Raw genomic sequence first — 15,113 nt, forward strand, 5'->3', positions numbered from 1 at the left:
TTGTTAGAACGGAAAACCTCCACCCATTGGTGGCATTCCGTTTCCACCCATATTGCCTAGGTCACCAAGTTCATTTAAGTTTGGCATACCTTTCATCATGGCTCTGCGTTTGCCCTTCTTGCCTTTGCCGGTAAACTGTTTCATCATTTTCTGCATTTGTTCAAGTTGCTTTAGAAGTCTGTTAACTTCTTCAACCTTTCTACCTGAACCGGCAGCAATTCTTTTCTTTCTACTGGCATTAATAAGGCTTGGCTTTTCTCTTTCGGCCTGTGTCATTGAGTAAATAATAGCCTCACACCAGTCAATCTGTCTATCGTCAATATCAGCATTTTCAAGTTGTTTTCCAAGTCCCGGAATCTTACCTAAAATGCCCTTAATAGGACCCATCTTCTTAATCTGCTCAAACTGTTGTAGCAAATCGTTAAAGTCCATCTTGTTTTCCATCATTTTCTTGGCAACTGCTTCAGCTTTCTTTTCATCAAGCTTTGCCTCTACATCTTCAATAAGAGTAAGCACATCGCCCATACCAAGGATACGGCTTGCCATTCTGTCAGGATGGAAAACTTCTAAATCCTCAAGCTTTTCACCTGTACCACAGAACTTAATTGGTTTGCCTGTAACTTCCTTAACAGAAAGTGCAGCACCACCACGAGTATCACCGTCTAACTTAGTTAGGATAACACCTGTGATTTCAAGCAAGTCATTAAATGACTTTGCAACATTAACTGCATCCTGACCTGTCATTGAGTCGATAACCAAAAGAATTTCATCAGGATTAACTTCCTTCTTAATATTCTTTAGTTCTTCCATAAGTTCTTCATCAATGTGAAGACGACCGGCAGTATCAAGGATAACTACATCATTACCGTAGTCTTTAGCGTGTTTAATAGCCTCTTTTGCAATTTTTACAGGGTTCTTCTTGCCCATTTCAAATACAGGAGCTCCTGCCTTTGCACCAACAACCTTTAACTGGTCAATAGCAGCAGGTCTGTAAATATCACAAGCTACAAGTAAAGGTCTTCTACCCTGTGACTTTAGCATTTTTGCAAGTTTAGCAGTGTGAGTAGTTTTACCACTACCCTGAAGACCACACATCATAATTACTGTTGGTGGCTTAGATGCGAATTTAATCTTTTCTTCTTCTCCACCCATCAGTGCAGTTAGTTCTTCATTAACTATTTTAACAACCATCTGTGCAGGAGTTAGGCTTTCCATAACATCCTGACCGATAGCTCTCTCAGTAACTTTGTTAGTAAAGTTCTTAGCAACTTTAAAGTTTACATCAGCCTCTAGAAGTGCCAATCGCACTTCACGCATAGCTTCTTTAACATCACTTTCAGTAAGTTTACCTTTATTTTTTAACTTTTTAAAAGCATTACTTAGCTTATCAGAAAGACCTTCAAATGCCACAGGACTTACCTCCTATTCTTGATTTAGCAGTTCATTTACAACCAGGGTCATTTCATCAACCTTAGCAATAAGTGAACTTTTATCTTCTTTATCTAAAACACATTTTGTTTCTTCAAGGGACTTTTTCAGTTTAGAAAGTCCTTCTTGAGTTTCAACAAAACGCTTGTATAATCCTAATTTTTCTTCAAAAGTTTGGAGGTTACCTTCGGCTCTCTTAATTAAGTCCCTTACTCCTTGACGAGTAATTCCCATATCATCAGCAATCTCCGAAAGTGAGAGGTCATCATTATAGTACATCTCAGTTGCATATCTAACTTTATCGGTCAAAAGTTCACCGTAAAAGTCAAGCAAAAGAGAATTCTCTATGTTCTTTTCCATTTGACTCACCTTTCAACTGTAAAGTTTTTTTCTTTACAGCATAGTTATTATATAATAAAGCCATAATAAAGTCAATAGTTTTCTTACTTTAATTAAATTTTATTAAAATTGCCTTTGTTATATTATTTATATAAAGTTTACATCTTGTTTATATTCACTTGATTTTCACCTATATATAAATAAGTAAACATATTATATAGCAAAATAAAACAACAGAAAAACTACAAAATATATTTTTGTTAGTGAAAATCACAAAATTAAAATTTCTGAAAAATTTTTGGTGATATGTACTAAAAAATGTGTTATAATTTATTAGTATCAAACAAATGGGGGATTATTTTGGAACAAATAATCAGCATCGACAGAATGGAACACGCAGTTGCTCTTTTCGGTAGCTTTGATGAGAACATCAAAATGATTGAAAATGAGTACAATGTTCATGTAATTGGTCGAGACAGTGAATTAAAAATTTCAGGTGAAGCAGAAAGTGTAGGCAAAGCAGTAAAAGTTATTGATAGCTTACTTTCCTTTATCAACAAGGGTGAAGCCCTTAGTGAACAAAACATTAGATACTGTATGAGCCTTGTAAACGAAGGCAGTGAAGAAAAGATTCAAGAACTTTCCACTGACTGTGTATGTATTACAAGCAAAGGTAAGCCTGTTAAGCCTAAGACCTTAGGGCAGAAAAGATACTGTCAAAGTATCGCAAAGAACACTATTACAATCGGTGTTGGTCCTGCCGGTACAGGTAAAACTTATCTTGCAGTTGCAATGGCAGTTACTGCTTTCAGAGCAAAGCAAGTAAACAGAATTATCCTAACAAGACCTGCTGTAGAAGCCGGTGAAAAGTTGGGATTCTTACCCGGTGACTTACAGAGTAAGGTTGACCCATATTTAAGGCCACTATACGATGCACTATTTGATATGTTGGGTGCAGAAACCTACAACAAATATGTTGAAAGAGGTAACATTGAAGTTGCACCTTTAGCTTATATGAGAGGTAGAACTCTTGACGATAGCTTTATTATCCTTGATGAAGCGCAGAATACTTCTAGGGAACAGATGAAAATGTTCCTTACTCGACTTGGTTTTAACTCAAAAATGGTTATTACCGGTGACATAACACAGATTGACCTACCGGGTGGAGTAAAGAGTGGTTTAAAAGATTGTATTCGTGTACTAAAGGATATTAAGGATATACAACATATTTCATTTAGCGAGAAGGATGTTGTAAGACATCACCTTGTACAAGATATTATTAAAGCATATGCTAAGACTGAGGAGAGAAGGAAAAATGACAGAAAATAAAATCAGAGTAATCATCACCAACAAGCAAAAGACTGTAAAAATTCCTACTGGCCTAAGAATGTTAGTAAGAAGAACTTGTAACGCAGTTTTGAGAATGGAAAACTTCCAAGGTCCTGCTGAAGTTAGTGTAACTTTCGTTGACAATGCAGGTATCAAGGAACTTAATGCACAGTACAGAAACAAAGATATTGAAACAGATGTACTATCTTTCCCTATGGGTGAAAACGGTGTATGGGACAAGAACCCTGAAACCGGTGCATATATCTTAGGTGATGTTGTAATTTCTATGGAAAAGGCTCTTAGCCAAGCTGAAACATACGGTCACTCACTTCAGAGAGAAGTTGGTTACTTAACTGCTCACAGTGTACTTCATCTTCTCGGTTATGACCATATGGAACCACTTGAAAGAGTACATATGAGAGAAAAAGAAGAATTAGTTATGGAACAGCTTGGTCTTCCTGCAAGTATCAGCTACATTCCTGATAACGAATAATTTTATCCATCATAGAATATTTCACGCCACACAGATAAGACTACTGTCAATCTTGTGGCGTGTTTTTGTGTAAGGATTATTATTGCATAAAACCTCTGTTTCAATTATAATAGATACAGAAAATTAAGGAGTACAAATATGAACTTTAACGATAAATCAGCCTTTATTGCAATTATTGGCAGACCTAATGTAGGCAAAAGCTCAATTCTAAATAAATTACTTGGTCAGAAAGTGGCTATTGTTTCTTCAAAGCCACAAACCACAAGAACAAGAATTATGGGTGTATTAACAGAAGGAAAGGACCAATTAGTTTTCCTAGACACACCGGGTATGCACAAACCTAAAAATTCTCTTGGTGACTATATGGTTCGTTCAATTAACGAGTCAGTTGCAGGCGTAGATGCTTGTTTACTTGTAACAGAGGCAGGTCAGGAAATAAGAGAAAATGAAAGAATGTTAATTGAAAAGGTTAAGAAACTTGATTTACCTTGTGTATTGGCAATTAATAAAACCGACACTATAAACGACAAGGAAGTTATCCTTGAACAAATCATTAAGTATTCAAAGGAAATGGACTTTGATGCTATTGTTCCTGTATCAGCAGAAACAGGTTCAAAACTTGATGAACTAAAGGAAGAATTAAAGAAATTCACTTCAGAAGGTGGTCATTTCTTCCCTGATGACACACTAACAGACCAACCTGAAAAGGTACTTGCTGCTGAAATGATTAGAGAAAAAATTCTAAGACTGACAGAAAAAGAAATTCCTCATGGCACAGCAGTAGTTATCGAAAGAATGAAAATGCGTGACGACAAAAATCTTATGGATATTGACGCAACAATTTATTGTGAAAGAGATACTCACAAAGGTATCTTAATCGGCAAAAAGGGTGCAATGCTTAAAAAGATTTCCACATATGCAAGACAAGATATGGAAAACTTCTTTGGTTGCAAGGTAAACCTAAAAACATGGATTAAGGTAAAAGAGGACTGGAGAAACAAAGAAAATCTAATGCGTAGCTTTGGATTTGATAGTAATGATTTTCAGTAATCCCATAATTTTCTGACAATATATTTATCCCTAGGTAAAATACTAATAGGGGTGATAAAAATGAATGAAACAGATGCTTGGAATTACTTTTTACAAAGTGGTGCAGTAAACGATTACCTAACCTACCTATCTATACAACAAGCTAAAAATGCAGGTAAGGAGCTAGAAAACAACAATGAAAACTCTGACAGAAGGGCTAATACTGAGAGAACAGAATATCGGTGAAAGAGATAAGCTAGTAACTGTCCTTACTGTAGATAAAGGCATAATTAAAGGCTTTGCTAAAGGTGCAAAAAATATAAAAAGTCAAAATTGTGCCGGTACTCAGCTATTTACCTATTCTCGACTTTGCTTAATAGAAAGCAAAGGTCGAGATACATATGTTATCAGTGAGGCAAAGTCAAAGGAGCAATTCTTTGGTCTTAGGAAAGATATAGCAAATATGTGCTTAGCACAATACTTTTCTGAGTTACTGACGAATATACTTGTTGACGGTGAGAAAAACAAGGAAGTTCTATCCTTAACACTTAATTCCCTATATTTATTGTCAGAAAACAAAAAGCCCCCTACCCTAATCAAAAGTTGTTTTGAGATGAGGTTACTTTCTATTTGTGGATATATGCCTGACCTTACTATGTGCAGTATTTGTGGTGAATATGACAGAGAAACTTTTTTCTTTTTACCTCAAACAGGTTCGCTGATTTGTTCCCACTGTGCAAGCAGCGACAGTTTGCCTTTTTCCATTACAATGGACAGAGGTATTACTAAGGCACTTAGACACACTATTTATGCTGATGACAAAAAGCTATTTTCCTTTTCACTTAACGAAAACGGACTTGACACCTTAAACAGAGCAACAGAAGAATATGTAATCCGTCAAACGGAACGACATTACAAAACACTAGATTTTTATAAGGCAATGAGATAATATGAATAAACATTTTAAAGCACTTGAATTTGATAAAATATTAGAAATGCTTGGCAAAGAATGTTCATTTGCCGATGCAAGAGAACAGGCACTTACAGTAAAACCTGTTTTCACAAAAGAAGAAACAGAAAAACTACTAAAAGAAACTGATGATGCCTATGTGCTTATCGGTAAATTTGGTACACCTAGCTTTGGTTCACCTACTAACTGTGCAAATCAGTTAAGAAGAGCACAAGCCGGTTCAGGACTAACTACCCTAGAGTTACTACGCATTGGTGAAAATTTACGAGTAATTCGTTCACTAAGACAATGGCGTAACGCAAGTGATGACAGAGCAAGTTCACTTGATAAATACTTTAACAACCTAATGCCAAACAAGTTTCTTGAAGAAAAAATCAATGATGCAATTATTGCAGAGGATGAAATTTCTGACAAAGCATCCCCTACTCTATCTGATATTCGTAGAAAAATCCGTACTGCATCATCAAAGGCAAGAGAAGTTCTTGACAAAATAGTTAGAAGTTCCAACTACTCAAAGTTCCTACAAGACAAGGTTATCACTCAGCGTGACGGTAGATTTGTTGTACCGGTAAGAGCAGAATGCAGAGGTAGTATTCCCGGACTTGTACATGATACATCAGGCAGTGGTCAGACAGTATTTATTGAACCTATGGGTGTTGTTCAGGCTAACAACGATATTCGTATGTTACGAAACAAAGAAAAAGAAGAAATTGACAGAATTCTCCTTGAACTTTCTTCAATGGCAGGTAACTGTGCAGACAGTATTATTGGTAGTTATCAAAACTTAATTGACCTTAATGTTATCTTTGCAAAAGGCAATCTAGCCTACACTATGAAAGCAGTTACCCCTATTGTAAATGACAAGGGTTACATCAACCTAAAGAAAGCTAGGCACCCACTAATCGACAAAGAAAAGGTTGTACCGGTTGATATTACTTTAGGCAAAGACTACACACTATTAGTTATTACAGGTCCTAATACAGGTGGTAAAACTGTATCACTAAAGACTACCGGACTACTAACCCTAATGGCAATGTCAGGTCTTATGATTCCTTGTGGTGATGAAAGTGAAATCTCTGTATTCAAAAAAATTCTTGTTGATATTGGTGATGAACAAAGCATTGAACAGAACCTTTCAACATTCTCTGCTCATATGACAAACACCATTGATATTCTAAAACAAGCATCAAGATTTTCACTTGTACTGATTGACGAACTTGGTGCAGGTACTGACCCAGTTGAAGGTGCAGCACTTGCAGTTGCAATTTTACAAAAATTAAAAGAAAAAGGTGCAAAAATCCAATGCACAACTCACTATGCAGAGTTAAAGGAATTTGCTATTACTACCGAAGGTGTAGAAAACGGTTGTTGTGAGTTTGATGTACAAACATTAAGACCTACATACAAACTTTTAATCGGTATTCCCGGTAAAAGTAATGCCTTTGCAATCAGCAAAAGGCTAGGTCTTTCCGATGATATTATTGAAAATGCACAACACCTTGTAAGCAGCGAAAGCAGAAGATTTGAAGATACTATTGAACAGCTTGAAAAACGCAGACAAACACTTGAAAAGCGACTAAAAGAAGCTAACGACACAAAGGCACTTGCAGGTCGTCAAAGAGAAAAAGCAAACAGTATTATTGAAAAAGCTAAACGAGAAGCCGAAAGAGAAATTGAAAAGGCTCATCAAGAAGCTGAAAGAATCAGCAGTCGTACAAAAGCACAAGCACAAAGTATTCTTGACAGACTGGAAAACCTTGAGAAAAAACAAAAAATGTCTGCCGAAGAAAAGGCAAAACTTCGTAAAAGCATTGACAAAATGGAGAATACTGCTGATCCAATCAAGGAAAAGAAAAATGAAAAATACACACCACCAAGACCTTTTAAGGTTGGTGACTCTGTGCTTATCTTTGATATTGACAAAGATGCAGAAATTCTAAGTATTAATGAAAAAGACGGTACTGCTTATGTTCAGGCCGGTATTATCAAAACCAAGGTTAAATTATCTAACCTACGACTAAACAAAGAAAAGCCAAAGGTGACTGTACAGACTTCCAGAAAGAGAAATATGCCTAGCAAAATGGATATGAACCCAACAACTGAGGTTGATGTTCGTGGTGAAACTGCTATGGAGGCAATTATGGATGTTGATGCTGCTATTGATAATGCAGTGCTGATGAACATTAATCAACTGACAATTATCCATGGTAAAGGCACAGGTGTGCTTCGTGCAGAAATACAGAAATACTTGCGTACCCATAAAAATATCAAGTCCTTTAGACTTGGTAACTTTGGTGAGGGTGATGCCGGTGTTACAATCTGTGAAATTAAGTAATCTATAATTTAATGCACTTGTAAAATAACTTGCACACTTTTCTTAACAAAGCCGACAAACAATTTAACACTACAAAAGCTAAAAGGCAGTTAGTTCAAAAACTAACTGCCTAAATTTTTGCCTTATTTTTTTAGTAGTATATCTAAGTCATGTTTATCTTGTTCATAATAATCAAAATCATCTTTTGTACAATCAACAACCTTGCGAATATTATAGCTTTGCAACACTTCATCTAGCTTTACCAGTTCACCATAGCTATCGTTATCATACTTTTCATTAGCCGTAGTTTGGGTGTTACCACCTATCTTATATTCTTCACCGTTTTTCATTTCAATAGTAATCATAGCATTTCCATGGTCATCATCACTAACATAATACTTCTCAGCATCACTATAATTTACAGTATTACCTTTCCAATCAGTTATGCTATATTCAATGATTTTGTCATTTCTATAAACCACTTCACCTCTAAACATAAAAAGACTCAAAGTACAGTTTGCAACTAGGAATATAGCTATTGCAACAATAACAAAAGCAATAGTTTGTTTATCTGTCCAACCTGACTCATCATCATCTAATTCTTTAAGAATTTTTTCTGTTTCTAACTGTTCTTGTGCAGTATTAATATCCTTTTTCTCTGTATATGCCTCTATAACCCACTTAATTAAATATAGCAACACAAAAATAATCAGTGCTATCTCAACAAAAAATATAACAAAACCTATATCCAATATTTTGCCTAAAGTAACACATATTACACCATTTTCATCACTATCAACCGGCATTATATTTTCCAGTAATTTAATAATCCTACTTGCCAGAAAAAATCCACCTACTGCTGATATTGTGGCAAAAATAATTTTTATAGGGCTTAAATTTTTGATAGCTCTTATCTGTCTAAATAACATAACTCACCTTTACTAAAATGCACCCTAAAAATAGGGTGCATTGATTAAATTAATTCTGTTTTCTAACAATTTTGTATTCATCATATGGGTCATAGAATGAGCAATCATCAAAGCTACCTTGCATAAACTTAACTGCCTCATCTTCATCTAAGTTTACATCACAAGTGTAGTAGTCAAACTCATCATCATACACATAATGACTACAGTAATCACAATTTGAACTTGCCATAACGGCCTCCTGATATTTTATATCATCTAAGTTTGTTAATTAATCTTTTTACTTTTAGTGGTGTATAACCCCATAAAAGTCTAGCATAATATTTCTTTCCGAGAGATTTTTTATATGCTTTTTCAAGGTTATCATAACCACCATCTTCAAAAGCTTTCAAAAGCATTTCTCTGTTACCACTTCTATGACTAGGCTGATTAAGTTGAGCATTACCTTTTTTCACTTTTTCAAATGTTGAATCCATTAAGTCCATTTTACTGCTTAGTTCTTTAACAAGTTTTTCACCTTTATCTGTATTTACAATTAGACAAGATACACCTTGTTTTGAATTAATATTACCACCATTGCCGGTTAAATAGTTTGGATGTTCCTTCTCAATTCCCCAATAATCACCAATTGTAAAATCAGCAGGTCTGTTTTCACTTGCATAAGGGCAAGTATAACAATTTTCTCTATAAATCTTGGATTCCAAAAACATTTTGTAATATGATGACAACCCAGACTGAATAAGTTTTACTTTTTCTACACCATCTTTTTGGTAAACAATCTTGGCATTCAAACCCCAACCGTTCGCCTTATCTCTAAAATAGAAATTAGTAACCTTTCCACCAAGTTTATTTTCTAAAGACTGTATATAGCCTTGAAAAACTTTTTCGTTTGGAACACCGTGACAAATAATATCAACAGTAATAAGGTTCGAATAGTCCTTACCTAAGTATCCTTTTAAGCCATCAACTTGACAAGGAGTACCTGAAAACAAAACTTCCTTACCATCCACTAAATCTTTTTTTACATTTTTTAATGTTTCTTCACCTACAAAGCTCTGTACATACTTTGAACCTTGTATTTTATATATGTCACTCTTATCTGTAATACGAATATGTCTTGGTAATAATTTACCATCTTTAGTTATAAAAGCACAACCGTATACTGATCCATTTTTTTTAATAACATTTTCAGCAAAAGAAGCAAACACGCCACCTGAGGCAGATTTACCAAGTAAAATTTTGTCCTTTGCTACAGCTACTTTAGTTATTCTATCCTTTTTCTTTTCAGCTGCAGGATCTTTATATGCACATACTTTCTCACACATTCTACAACTGACACATTTGTCATAATCAATCTGTGGATATATAAAGCCCTGACTATCCTCTACCATTGAAATCGCTTTCTTAGGACAAACATTTGCACAAGCACAACATCCACAACATTGACTTTTATCTTGAAACAAAACTACCTTATTCATAATTATTTCCTTTTCTCTTAAGCTTTGCTGTAACTTTACCCAACATTTTTTTACACATATTAAATATATTAATAATGAAATCTCTAAATATAAATGAAATTACTAGGAACTCTACAACTAGCAAAATTTGACCTACAATATTATCAATAAACATTGTAGTACCCATTACCACTAAAAGAATATAACATATAATATGTTTTTTCTTTAAAACATAAATCTTTAAATATTTTCTGGTATGTACTGCTCTAAACGCATATACGGAAAAATACCCACAAAATGTTGCAAATGCAGCACCTGATACCCCGAAAATTGGAATAAAAGCAAAGTTCAAAATGATATTAACTACTGCACCCATCATACCGGAAAGCAAAAATCCCATACTATCTTTATTCACAGTATATGATGTTGACAAAAATGTACCCAGTGTCATAAACAAGTAACCAATCATCAAATATGGAGTGTACTTCCAAGCTTCATAATAATCATTAGAAACATACAGTTTCATAAATATTTTCATAATCATCAAAAGTCCTGCCGTAATAATAACAACAGTCTTTACCATTTGGTCATACATTTTGTTGCTAAACTCTTCTCTATCGTCACTTTTATCTTCCTTAATAGCAGAATAAGACCATGCTTGATTAAAGATAACTGAAAGAGTAGAAAGAAGTGTTGGCAACTTATAAGCAACTGCATATAAACCGTTAGCATGTGTACCGATCATAGAAGAAACCATAATTCTATCAGATGAATTCATAATCCACCACATAAAAGAGGTTGGAATTAAAACAACTGAATAGGAAATCATTCTCTTTAATAACTTAAAATCTATTGAAAAATGACGTATTGAACTTGGAACACCACCAACAAAGAATGCATAACCGGTAGTAATAATGTTAGCTAAAATATAAGAAGTAAAGTAACCCGCAACACCTTGCTTTAACACAACTAAGAAAAGAATATTAAGTAGTGCTATACTTAAGGAATGCAAAATACTACTTACTGCATATTCCGTCAACTTTTCTCTACCACGCAGGTTACAGTTACACATTTGGCAAATACCTAAAGTAATACTGTAAAAATATATGTAATAACTATAATCTTGGGTTGATTTAAATAAAGTTGAAATAGGAACTATCAATCCACCAACAACCATTGAGATAATCATAAACAGATTACCTATGTTCATAATCTTATCGTAATCAGCATCTTCATCAAGTGCAAATCTCATTACAGATTCACCGATATTACAAGTCAAAATAGGTACTAAAACTGTGCAAATAGAGGCTATCAAGTCTGTTACACCATATTCACTTGTAGAAAGAGCATTTGTGTAAATTGGTACAAGGAAAAAGCTAATCATCTTTGTACCTATGTTACCTAATGCAAATAACGCTGTATTTTTGGCTAAATATTTTCCTCTTTCATTTTTCTTCATTTCTTATAAACCCAATCCATCCAAATATTCTTGTGTTTTCTGTCTGTTCTCTTTAATAATAGAATCGAAACTACTGTAATCACCAACAAAATCTAACTTTTCAACAATTTCCTTATTACTATAAATTAAATGATCTGATATACCTACACGGTTAACTAGGTCAAGCAATTTATTCTTGTTACTTTCTCTAACAACAACACCAACTCTTTTATGAAATTTTGATGAGAAAATTGTACCATGAAAAGTATCAGTAAGAACACACTCTGCATTTTTAAAATATGCTAATAATTCAAATGGTGTAAGAACCTTAAAATCATCTGCCCAATACTGGGAATCACCTAAACTAATAATTTTCATTTTATTTTTCTTTGCATATTTCTTAACAGTATCAATTAATTCTGAGTCTTTGAATCTGTTTTTGTAGGCATACACAACCATATACTTCTTAGGAAAGTTAATTTCCTTTTCAGCCTTAGCAACTTCCTCAGAAAAATTATACATTAATACCGGATCAAGATTGATTACCGGCTTAATACCACATAATTTTTCTACAAAATCAGCAGTATTAGCATCTCTAACAGAAATATTCTCCATACCGGATAGAGAATCTGCAATTGGCTTTATGTACTCTTTTGGAACATCACCATAATCTGTGTAACCACAAGAAGCTGCATAACTGGCAACTTTCTTTGCACAATCAATTTTACCAAATAACTGTAAACTGATACCGTATGGATTAGCCTTGTTACAGTTAAAAACTTCATCACTACCGATAATAGCCATATCGCAAGGAATTGATGTGCATATTTCATCAGTTAGCTTCAAAATACTTTTTCTTTTTTCTTCAAACATTTGATTTCTTTTATCAGCTCTTAATTTATAAATTAATCTTCTAAAAGAATATTTATCAAATGTTCTCTTATGATCTGCAAGGGTAGTACCCTTCTCTACTCTTACGCCTTCATGGTCACCTTGCTCAATATCAATAAAAGAAACTGTATGATTACCTTTGTTTTCTATCAGTTTCTTTAGACCATAAGCCTGTAAGAACGAACCATAGTTATAAACTCTCTGCATAGATAAAATATCAATTTTCATTTAACAATCTATTTGTATTTCTTAAATACAAATCCTTTCTATTTAAATCACTATTATTATAACTTTTTAAAGAATTAACAAATGCTAATCCTAAGAAAAACATACCTGAAAGATTTATTTCTACTGTACAACAAACTGCCATTCCATACAAGAATGCAACCATCGGAAATACCCTTTTAATCGGTACAATAGATACTTTTTTGTGGGAAAATACATTCCAGCAAACAATACCAAAGACTATAAGACCTATAGTACCAAAGTCTAGCATTATCTTTAAAATACCATTTTGAGCATTTCCCCAACCTAATATATCGGAAATATATGTACTATTCATACCAAAACCGTAAATTGGACTTTTCGCAAATGCAACTAATGCTAATGCAAACATTTCAACTCTACCTGTCCAAGTAACATCTCTTTTAAACACATTAGTAATTAAATCTTGGAATGCACTGCTTTGTAAGAGAGCATTTGTACCTATAAGTAGAAATGTAAGTCCGAATATTACCAAACAATAAAATAATGGTTTTGTAAGCACCTTGCTTAATTTACCCTTTTTATCACTGACAAATAGTAATATACCCATTAAAATCAAACCAACTAAACCTGTATTACATCCGGCTATTAGAGAAATCAAAGCAAAAACTACAGTCAAAGTTAATGTACCTATCTTTCTATGCTTAGGCTTCTTAAATATACAATCTTGCATATGACATAGTGCTAAAAAAGCCATATTAGTGTAACTAACAAAAAATTTATTACCGGTAAGATAATAAGATAAAACCTCATTACCACCAATACCATTACCCATAGTCACAAGTACACACAAACTTGATACTACAACAAACGGTAAAAAGGTTTTCCATACTGTATTAGCTACATTTACAAAACCTATTTTACCCACCAAAGTTCTAACAACACAAAACAGTAAAACATATTTATAATTTGTAACAAATGCTGTCATGGTAACTGAATCAAATCCATGATTAAGTATTGTACACAATACAGATACAACCAAAAACAAGCCTATTGCCCAGCAAAGTTTTATATTCTTAAAAGTTTCCTTGAACTTAAAAGACATTGCAGTAACCACAAATTCTAAAGCAAGTGTTATTATGTTGTTTATTGTTTGGCTTAAATACGGAATATTAAAAACTGTTAAAGAAAGTAGTATCAATAAAACAGTAGTATATTTGATTTTTAAATTAACTTTCATTATAAAAATACATCCCTACATTAAATATTAAATTTATTTTTTAATGCCATAAAATCATATAATAATTTTGTATTTTTATGTATTATCAAATTGTTAATAAATCTTGATTTTATAGGTACTAAATTGTTTTCATATTCAGAAAAAGCTTTTTGCAACACTTCATCATTACAAATAGCTTTTATATTTTCTTTTGCTTTTTTCTTGCCATTTTCATTAGCAAATTTCTGTTCCAACTTCACACAATATCTTGTTACGGAAATAAATGTTGTCATTAACCTTTGCTTACTTTCATTGTAAAGATTAAGTTCTTTCATTCGCTTAACCATTTCAAGATAAAGAGTTTTCTGTAGTTCAAATCTATTTGATCTATATTTAGTTGTTAATGAACCCTCGTTATCACAATAGCAGTAACCTGTATCACCACTCATTACAACTCTTTTTGCATATCTGTAGTATTCCGTATCAAAAATTATATCTTCGCTAATAAATACTCGTTCTGATGGAAACTTTAGATTGTACTTACTGATAATATCCATAGAAAACAGAACCTTCCATACAGACATTTCAATATAGTCTGTAAGGTTATGTTTTTTACCAACCATTCTAACTAATACTTCTTTAGGTACGTCATCACCTTCATAAACATTGCCAACAAATTTATTAGCAACAACAACTTCCCTATCACTATATACTCTGCGAAAACCTCCGATGGCAGTATCGGCATTTGCTTTTTTCAAGTCATTATATAGGTTTTCAACCATATCTTTTTGTATATAGTCATCACCGTCTACAAAAATAACATACTTACCGGTAACATATTCCAGACCGGTATTTCTAGCAAAACCAAGACCTGCATTCTCTTTATGTACTACCTTTATATTAGAATATTCTTCCTGATATTTATCGCACATTTCTCCGGAATTATCCTTTGAACCATCATCAACAAGTATAATTTCTATATTCTTATATGTTTGATTTACAACACTGTCAACACAACGATTTAGATATTTACTAACATTGTAAATAGGTATAATAATTGATATTAGTTCCATAAA

The 15,113-nt window shown here is 33.4% G+C and carries 15 protein-coding genes; 6 read left to right on the forward strand and 9 right to left on the reverse strand.

Annotated features, from left to right (window positions below):
- Positions 1-3 precede the first annotated feature (3 nt).
- Positions 4-1,410 (reverse strand): signal recognition particle protein, encoded by a 1,407-nt coding sequence (ffh, locus tag WMO18_RS03075; RefSeq protein ID WP_211147480.1) that lies wholly within the window; start codon positions 1,408-1,410, stop codon positions 4-6.
- A 12-nt stretch (positions 1,411-1,422) separates the two neighbouring features.
- Positions 1,423-1,788, reverse strand: coding sequence for a YlxM family DNA-binding protein (gene ylxM / locus WMO18_RS03080; RefSeq protein WP_022505086.1), 366 nt, complete (start codon positions 1,786-1,788; stop codon positions 1,423-1,425).
- A 336-nt stretch (positions 1,789-2,124) separates the two neighbouring features.
- On the opposite strand from ylxM, the gene WMO18_RS03085 reads away from it, so the two are divergent.
- The 6 genes from WMO18_RS03085 to WMO18_RS03110 all read left to right on the forward strand — a co-directional run bounded on the left by WMO18_RS03085 (position 2,125) and on the right by WMO18_RS03110 (position 7,923).
- Positions 2,125-3,096, forward strand: a complete 972-nt coding sequence (locus WMO18_RS03085; RefSeq protein WP_287920843.1) for a PhoH family protein — start codon at positions 2,125-2,127, stop codon at positions 3,094-3,096.
- Positions 3,083-3,589, forward strand: a complete 507-nt coding sequence (gene ybeY / locus WMO18_RS03090) for an rRNA maturation RNase YbeY (protein ID WP_138157038.1) — start codon at positions 3,083-3,085, stop codon at positions 3,587-3,589. The genes WMO18_RS03085 and ybeY overlap by 14 nt, the downstream gene beginning before the upstream one ends.
- A 138-nt stretch (positions 3,590-3,727) precedes the next feature.
- Positions 3,728-4,639, forward strand: coding sequence for a GTPase Era (gene era, locus WMO18_RS03095; RefSeq protein WP_211147479.1), 912 nt, complete (start codon positions 3,728-3,730; stop codon positions 4,637-4,639).
- A 60-nt stretch (positions 4,640-4,699) separates the two neighbouring features.
- Complete coding sequence (locus tag WMO18_RS03100; RefSeq protein ID WP_211147478.1) at positions 4,700-4,864, forward strand: hypothetical protein; 165 nt, start codon at positions 4,700-4,702, stop codon at positions 4,862-4,864.
- On the forward strand, positions 4,815-5,567 hold the full coding sequence (recO, locus tag WMO18_RS03105) for a DNA repair protein RecO (RefSeq protein ID WP_211147477.1): 753 nt from the start codon (positions 4,815-4,817) through the stop codon (positions 5,565-5,567). Before WMO18_RS03100 ends, recO begins: the two co-directional genes overlap by 50 nt.
- A 1-nt stretch (position 5,568) precedes the next feature.
- The gene (locus WMO18_RS03110; protein WP_211147476.1) at positions 5,569-7,923 is read left to right on the forward strand and encodes an endonuclease MutS2; all 2,355 of its coding nucleotides are present in this window, start codon (positions 5,569-5,571) and stop codon (positions 7,921-7,923) included.
- Between the two features lie 122 nt (positions 7,924-8,045).
- Here the strand turns inward: WMO18_RS03110 and WMO18_RS03115 are convergent, their stop codons facing one another.
- Genes WMO18_RS03115 through WMO18_RS03145 form a run of 7 tightly spaced genes read right to left on the reverse strand, consistent with a single transcriptional unit; the run spans position 8,046 to position 15,110 of the window.
- Positions 8,046-8,831, reverse strand: coding sequence for a hypothetical protein (locus tag WMO18_RS03115; RefSeq protein WP_367286305.1), 786 nt, complete (start codon positions 8,829-8,831; stop codon positions 8,046-8,048).
- A gap of 49 nt (positions 8,832-8,880) precedes the next feature.
- A complete protein-coding gene (locus tag WMO18_RS03120; RefSeq protein WP_022505078.1) occupies positions 8,881-9,060 on the reverse strand; it encodes a DUF6472 family protein in 180 nt (59 codons plus the stop codon).
- Positions 9,061-9,082: 22 nt separating this feature from the next.
- A complete protein-coding gene (locus WMO18_RS03125) occupies positions 9,083-10,306 on the reverse strand; it encodes a Coenzyme F420 hydrogenase/dehydrogenase, beta subunit C-terminal domain (protein WP_211148565.1) in 1,224 nt (407 codons plus the stop codon).
- Entirely contained in the window at positions 10,299-11,744 is a 1,446-nt protein-coding gene (locus tag WMO18_RS03130) for an oligosaccharide flippase family protein (RefSeq protein WP_367286306.1), read from the reverse strand. Before WMO18_RS03130 ends, WMO18_RS03125 begins: the two co-directional genes overlap by 8 nt.
- Before the next feature lie 3 nt (positions 11,745-11,747).
- A complete protein-coding gene (locus tag WMO18_RS03135) occupies positions 11,748-12,842 on the reverse strand; it encodes a polysaccharide pyruvyl transferase family protein (protein WP_367286307.1) in 1,095 nt (364 codons plus the stop codon).
- Positions 12,832-14,058, reverse strand: coding sequence for an O-antigen ligase family protein (locus tag WMO18_RS03140; protein ID WP_367286308.1), 1,227 nt, complete (start codon positions 14,056-14,058; stop codon positions 12,832-12,834). Before WMO18_RS03140 ends, WMO18_RS03135 begins: the two co-directional genes overlap by 11 nt.
- Before the next feature lie 20 nt (positions 14,059-14,078).
- The gene (locus tag WMO18_RS03145; protein ID WP_367286309.1) at positions 14,079-15,110 is read right to left on the reverse strand and encodes a glycosyltransferase family 2 protein; all 1,032 of its coding nucleotides are present in this window, start codon (positions 15,108-15,110) and stop codon (positions 14,079-14,081) included.
- Positions 15,111-15,113: the final 3 nt, after the last annotated feature.

It is taken from the genome of Ruminococcoides intestinihominis (assembly GCF_040096285.1).
Classification (GTDB): domain Bacteria; phylum Bacillota; class Clostridia; order Oscillospirales; family Acutalibacteraceae; genus Ruminococcoides; species Ruminococcoides intestinihominis.